The sequence below is a fragment of the Saccharopolyspora sp. 7B genome (genome assembly GCF_020177435.1).
GTDB lineage: Bacteria > Actinomycetota > Actinomycetes > Mycobacteriales > Pseudonocardiaceae > Saccharopolyspora_C > Saccharopolyspora_C gregorii.
The window spans coordinates 1-6,738 of the sequence record NZ_JAIUKC010000104.1; the positions used below are offsets into that span (position 1 = coordinate 1).

The 6,738-nt window shown below is 74.9% G+C and carries 5 protein-coding genes; 2 read left to right on the forward strand and 3 right to left on the reverse strand.

Annotated elements, in window-relative coordinates:
* Positions 1 to 113 precede the first annotated feature (113 nt).
* The gene (locus LCD33_RS17080; RefSeq protein WP_224962952.1) at positions 114 to 545 is read left to right on the forward strand and encodes an OsmC family protein; all 432 of its coding nucleotides are present in this window, start codon (positions 114 to 116) and stop codon (positions 543 to 545) included.
* A gap of 365 nt (positions 546 to 910) precedes the next feature.
* Positions 911 to 1,738 (forward strand): DMT family transporter, encoded by an 828-nt coding sequence (locus tag LCD33_RS17085; RefSeq protein ID WP_224968722.1) that lies wholly within the window; start codon positions 911 to 913, stop codon positions 1,736 to 1,738.
* Here the strand turns inward: LCD33_RS17085 and LCD33_RS17090 are convergent.
* Genes LCD33_RS17090 through LCD33_RS17100 form a run of 3 tightly spaced genes read right to left on the reverse strand, consistent with a single transcriptional unit; the run spans position 1,725 to position 6,184 of the window.
* Positions 1,725 to 3,182, reverse strand: a complete 1,458-nt coding sequence (locus tag LCD33_RS17090) for a hypothetical protein (RefSeq protein WP_224968719.1) — start codon at positions 3,180 to 3,182, stop codon at positions 1,725 to 1,727. The genes LCD33_RS17085 and LCD33_RS17090 overlap by 14 nt on opposite strands.
* Before the next feature lie 6 nt (positions 3,183 to 3,188).
* Entirely contained in the window at positions 3,189 to 4,622 is a 1,434-nt protein-coding gene (locus LCD33_RS17095) for a condensation domain-containing protein (protein ID WP_224968717.1), read from the reverse strand.
* Positions 4,619 to 6,184 carry a hypothetical protein gene (locus LCD33_RS17100; protein ID WP_224978030.1) on the reverse strand — a complete coding sequence of 522 codons (1,566 nt, stop codon included), beginning with the start codon at positions 6,182 to 6,184 and terminating at the stop codon, positions 4,619 to 4,621. The genes LCD33_RS17095 and LCD33_RS17100 overlap by 4 nt, the downstream gene beginning before the upstream one ends.
* Between the last annotated feature and the right edge of the window lie 554 nt (positions 6,185 to 6,738).

Genomic DNA, 6,738 nt, shown 5'->3' on the forward strand with positions numbered 1-6,738 from the left:
GTGGGTGGGATTCCGCACGGCGTGGGAGTGGAAGCTCTGCGAAGGTCGGGACGTTCTTGATCCCGGGTGCGCCACCGCGCGCACCCGACGACACCGACGCAGAAGGAGAGGTCATGGCCGACCGCAACGCCACGACTAGCTGGACCGGCGACCTGGGCTCGGGTTCGGGCCTCGTCACCCTGGACTCCTCGAACGCGGGGCAGTTCCCCGTGTCGTTCGCGACCCGCGCCGAAGACCCGGCCGGGCAGACCAGCCCCGAGGAGCTCATCGCCGCCGCGCACTCGTCCTGCTTCAGCATGCAGCTGTCCGGGTTGCTCGGCGAAGCCGGCCTCACCCCGGAACGGATCGACACCAGCGCCGAGGTCACCCTCGGCAAGTCCGGCGGCGGCTTCGCCATCACCGGCATCGCGCTGACCGTGCAGGCGACCGTGCCCGGCGCCGACGACGCCACCTTCCAGCAGGCCGCGCAGAAGGCCAAGGAGATCTGCCCGGTCTCCGCCGCCCTGACCGGCACCACCATCACCCTGGAAGCCACCCTGTCCTGACGTTCCCCGGGAGCAACGGCCCGTTCGACCGGTGGGACCGGGCGGACGGGCCGTTCACGTGAGGGGCGGCGGCCCGGCGGCTGAGGGGGAACCCGGCGACCCGGGCGCTGCGGAGCCGCACGGCGACCGGTCACTCCGGGAGCCCAGGACGCCGGTCGCTCCGGGATCGCCCGGCACCCCGGTCGCGTCCGGAACCCGCGGCAGACCGGCCACTCCGGACGACCGCATCGGACGGAACGGACGATCCGCCCGCGGACCGCTCCGGACGGACCAGCCGACTGCTCCGGCCGCGCGAGCGCGACGGGCCGCGGGCGGGGCAGGATCGGGACGCGGTCCGATTCAGGGAGGCGGCCATCGGCGTCGACGTGGTGCTCGCCGTGCTCGGCGCGGCGCTGCTGCACGCCACCTGGAACGCCCTCGCGCACGGCATGGACGACCGGCTCGCCGGATTCACCCTCATGTCGCTGGTCTACGCCGCGATCGGCGGTGCCGCCGCCCTGGTCACCGGGTTCCCCACGGCCGCCGCGTGGCCGTACGTGCTCGCCTCCGCCGCGGCGCACGTGCTCTACCAGGTGGGGCTGATGCTCAGCTACCGCCTCGGCCAGTTCGGCCAGGTCTACCCGCTCGCGCGCGGCACCGCGCCGTGGGTGGTGGCGCTGACCTCCGCCGCGCTGCTCGGACAGCGGATCTCGGTGCCCGAGCTCGCCGGGGTGCTGGTGATCTCGGCGGGGCTGACCAGCCTGGTGCTCGTCGGCGGGCGGCCCACCGCCGCGCGGTTCCCGGCGCTGGCCGCCGCGTTCGGCACCGGGCTGGTGATCGCGCTCTACACCGTGCTCGACGGCGTCGGCGTGCACCGGACCGACGTGCTCGCTTACGCCGCCTGGCTGTTCCTGCTGCAAGGGCTCGCGCTGCCACCGCTGGCGCTGGCGGTGCGCGGCCGGGCGCTGCCCGCCCAGCTGCGGTCCGCATCCGGCGGCGCGCTGCTCGGCGGGGTGCTGTCGCTGGCCGCCTACGGCATCGTGCTGTGGGCGCAGACCCGCGGCGCGCTCGCGCCCATCGCCGCGCTGCGCGAGACCAGCATCGTGTTCGGCGCGCTGATCGGGGCGGTGCTGTTCCGCGAACGCCTCGGCCGGGGGCGCGTGCTCGCGAGCGCCGTCGTGCTCGCCGGGATCGTGCTGCTCAACCTGCCCTGACCGCGACCGGGCGCCGCGCCGCCGCGGTGAGGACCGCGACGAGCCGGGCGCGGAACCCGCGCACCGCCGCCTCCGCCGCCGGCGTCCCGGGGAAGCGGGCGCGCAGGAACAACCCGTCGTCGGTGCGCGAGACCCACAGCTGCACGTCGTCGGCCACCGTCTCGCTGCTGATGTGCCGCGGCCGGGACTCCGGGAACTCCAGCGACACCGGCATCGCCCGGTAGTCCACGTAGGACAGCATGAAGATGTCGCGGCGCACCCGCCGGTAGTCCTCGGCGACCGCGGCCAGCACGTTCGGCAGCGGCACCCCCAGCGTGCCCAACGCCTCCCGGAACGCGACCTTCGCGTGCGTGTGGGTCTCCGCGAACCGGCCCTCCACCACGTTGAACGCGATCGGCGCGTTCGTGGTGAACCAGCCGACCGCGTGCCGCCACCGCGGTTCGTGGCGGGTGTGCAGCGGGACGAGCAGCCCGATCCGGTCCGCGGCGCCCAGCTCGCGCAGCGCCAGCCCGGCGGCGGCCAGCAGCCCGGTGAAGGCGCTGCCCGCCGCCGACCGGCAGGCCGCGTCGAACGCGTCCGCGCACTCGGCGTCCAGCAGCCGGCCCGTCGTCGAACGCTGCGGCACCGGCTCGCCCGGCCGCACCCCGAGCTCCAGCGGGAAGCCGGGCGTCGTGCCACCGCGCTCCAGCAGGAAATCCCGCCAGTAGGTCACCGCCGGATGTTCGACCTCGGGGACGGGCGGTGCGTCCAGCACCTCCGGGCCGGGCGCGTCCCACTCCGGCCCGGGTGCGGTGCGCACCGCGTCGACCCGGGCCGCGGTGACCGCCGCGTGCTCCGCCGCGCAGTGGTCCACGAAGTCGCCGACCGCGGGCAGCGCCGCCTCCTCGCCGCGGACCGCGGCGCGGTGCAGCACCTGGACCTCGTGCGCGACCACCGCCATCGACTGGGCGTCCGCGCAGGAGTGGTCGAACGCGGCGAACGCGGTCATCCCCCGCTCGTGCCGGATCGCGCCCAGCAGGAACGGCGGCCACCGCAGCGGGTGGCACTGCTCGGCGAACCGCCGCGCCAGGTGCGCGCGCACCGCCGCCGAGCTCGGGAACGCACCCGCCTCGCGCCGCCGCAGCGCCACCGCATCGGGGGCGAGCACCGCGCGGTGGAACTCACCGCCGTGCTCGGCGAACCGGCTCAGCAACCCGGGATGCCGCCGGACCCAGCGCCCGAACGCCACCTCCAGCGCCGCGGTGTCGGGCTCCCCCGGCAGGTCGAACGCGACGGCCAGCCACTGCGGTGCCCCGCCCGCCCGGACCCCGTCCAGGTGGAAGCGCTGGTTCAGCGAGGGCGGCACCTCGCTGGGCGCGAACTCGTGGCCCGGCAACGGGAACGCGGTCCACTCCACGACCTCGCCGGACGGCGGGTCGAACGCGCTGGTCGTCGTGACGTGCACCGCCGATCACTCCACGGCCGCGAGCGACGCGGCGCCGCGGAACTCGTGGTCGCCCTCGGCGAGGACCCGGTGCAGCACGGCCTGCACGCGGTCCAGGTAGCGGGCCACGTTCTCCGCCGCGACCGGGGTGTCCGGGTAGCTGGCCTTCAAGTAGGTCAGCCCGCGCAACCGGTTGATCCACATCGGCACGTCGAAACCCTCCCCCGGACCGCTGAGCACCTGCGCGCCCGCCGCCTCCCACAGCTCGGAGCCGCGGACGCGGCGCAGGTCGATGAACGACACGATCGGCAGCACGGTGCGCGCGTCCTCCTGCAGCCGCAGCCGCGACCCCAGCATCTCCACCAACTTCACCACCGGCACGCCCGCGATCGCACGGGCCCGGACGAACGCCTCGTCGGCGGCGGCGAGCACTTCGCCGAAGGTGCGCAGCCCGGCCAGCGAGAAGTGCAGCGGCACCAGGTTCACGAACCAGCCCTGCGCCGCGGCCCACCGCGGCTCGTCGCGGGTCTGCACCGGGGTCAGCGTGCGGTAGGAATCCGCGCCGGCCAGCTCGGCGGCGGCGATCGCGAGCGCCGCGAAGATCCCGGCCGGGAGGCCGCCGCGGTGCGCCCGGCAGCGCTTGCCGAACGCGGTGGCCTGGGCGTCGTCGAACAGCTCGCGCTCGGTCAGCAGCTTGCCGCGCGGCTCGTCGCCGAGTCCCAGCGGCAGCGGGAACGACGGCGGCCTGCTGCCGCCGTCGAGCCAGAACTCGCCCCAGGTCCGCGCGGCCGCGGCCTGCTCCGCAGCATCGAGTTCGCGGGCGCGCTCCAGCGCGGCGAAGTCCGCGTGGTCGCCGACCTCCGGCAGCTCGGCCGGTTCACCGGTGACCTGCTCCAGGTACAGGCGGCGCAGTTCGTCGAACACCAGGAAGATCGAGTAGCCGTCGGTGTGCGCGTGGTCGACCGCGAAGAACACCGTCGACGACTCCGGGCGCAGCACCGCGCCGAGCACGAACGGCGGCCAGCTCAGCGCGCTGGTGGCGGTGGCGAACCGGTGCAGCAGGTGGTCCCGGATGTCGGCACCGCTGCCGTACTCGCCGACCTCGACGGGCGCGAACGCCACGTCCGCGGCGTCCAGCGCGCAGCGGCGCAGCTCGTCGCCGGTGTTCTCGAACCAGGTCAGCAAGGTGGCGTGCCTGCGCACCCAGCGCTGCCAGGCACCGGCCATCGCCACCGGGTCCAGCTCACCCGGCAGGTCGAACGCGGTGGCCAGCCACGGCGAGTGCACCGCGCCCGCGGCGTCGTTGGCCAGCGCACGGCGGAGGTGGTTCTCCTGGAACGAGGACGGTGGCGCCGGATGCTCCCGGGCCTCGCCCAACGAGTCCGAAGTGGACTCCGTCGGGTGCCATTCGACGAGCCTGCCCGGAGCGGGCTCGTACTCGCGGAGTGCGGTCATCCTCATGGGCGAGTTCCCTTCAGCACCACGTCGTGGTCCGGCCCGGCGCGCCGCGAACCGGCACCGACCGGCGTGCGCACGCCGGACCCTACTTGATCATGGAGTTCGACGTCCGTCCACAGTGGCGCGAACTCGGGCAGCAGCTCCGGGTCCGCCGCCGAGGCCGCCGCGCGCACCAGGTACCGGATCCGCTCGACGTACTCGCGCACCGCGGCATCCGTCCGCGCCGCACCGGGGAACCTGCTCGTCACGTAGATCCCCTCCTCGCTGCGCATCACCCAGAGGTAGACCTCGTCGGCGGAGCTGGCCGGCGCGTGCAGCGCCCGCGCCTTCGACTCGGCCCAGCACCGCGCCCCCGGGCTGGAGCGCAAGTCCATGTAGGACACCACGAACCGCGGTGGCAGCTCGACGCCCAGCAGCTCCGCCACCTTCGGCACGGGCACCGTCGACAGCGGCTTCGCCCGCCGCAGCGCCGCCCCGGCCCCCGGCAGCAGGTCCAGCAGGTCCATGCCGTCCGGCACCCCGGCGGCACCCGCGGCGACCACCCCCACCGGCAGCGGCAACGCCACCGGGGCGAGGCCGACGAACCAGCCCAGCGACCGCGCCCACCGGCGGGCGGACCTGGTGTGCAGCAGCAGCAACGCGCGGAACTGCTCCGGCGCGTCGGGGGCGCCCGGCCGGGCCGCGGCCAGCGCCAGCGCCGCCAGCGCCCCGGAGAACGCGCTGCCCCCGTTGCGGCGGCACGCCACCTCGAAGGCGGTGGCGCCGTCCGCGTCCACCAGCCACTCGCAGAGGCCGTGCTGGCGCGACCTCGGCTCGGCGGACGGCGCGCCCGCGGGCAGCGGGAACCCGGGCGGCGCACCGCCGCAGTCGGCGAGGAACTCGGCCCACCGCTCGACCGGTTCGTCGGAGCGCTCGAAACCGTCGGTGTACTCCCGCTCCCGGGCGCAGAAGTCGACGTAGCTGCCGACCTCCTCCGCGGCGGGCAGGTCGGCGGGGCGACCGGCGCGGGCGGCGAGGTAGAGCTCGCGGACCTCCTGCAGCACCAGCAGGATCGAGTAGCCGTCCACGTTGCCGTGGTCGAACGCGAGGCACACCGTGCACGAGTCGGCGCGGGTGACGGTCGCGAACACGTACGAGGGCCAGCTCGTCGGGTCGGTGCGCGCGTTGAACAGCTCGCGCAACGCGTCGGAGATCTCCGCCGGTTCCCGGAAGGTACCCAGCCCGTCGCGGGAGATCACCGATCGACCGGGGGCCCAGGTGCGGCGCCGGACCTCGCCGCCGTCCGAGCGCAGGGCGCTGCGCAGGGTCTCGTGCCGGTCGACCCACCGCAGCAGCGCCGCGCGCCAGGCCGGCTCGTCCAGCGGGCCGTCCAGGTCGAAGCCGATCGCCAGCCAGCTCGGGTCGCTCGCCGCGCCCTGCTCGGCCCGGGCCCGCACGTGGGCCTGCTGCAGGTGCGACGGCGGGCGGGGGTCGGGCACGGGTTCCGCCCCTTCCGCGGGGGACACGCTCCACTGCGCCGCCTCGCCCGGCCGGACGCTGTAGTCCGCGATCTCCGTGAATCTCATGCCACCCAATCAGGTTGCCGATACCGCGCCCCGCTCGCGTCGGGTCGTCGCACTGGACCATTCCGATGCGCGGAGAGGTCATGATGCCGCAAGGCGACCGGAATGGGTTTCGGGGCCCCACCGGTCCAGCGCGCTAGGGCGGCCATTCAAAACCGGGGAACTGCGCGACCGCAAGACCCCGATGCGCGAGGAGAACGTTTCCGCAGTTCAGTGCGGTCGGAATTCACATCCACGGGGCGGGATCGGGACGCGGCACGACCGATTCAGGAACGTTTTCCACGAGCGCTGATATTTGTTCGAGTCGTGAAAACTTTCCGGCCAGATGCGAGTTTCATCGCCCTTGCCGCACGATTCACCGCGCACTCGCATCACTGCACCACGCGAATCGACGCCCCCCGGAAAGCGAACGTGGGGGGGGGGGCCCCCCCCGCCCCCCCCCCCAACCCAGGGGGGGAGGACACCCCCCCGGCCAGGGCCGGCGCCCCCCGCCCCCCCCCGGCCCCGGGGGGATTGCACGGGGGCGCCCGCCCCCCCCAGTTGGCCCCGGGGCGCCC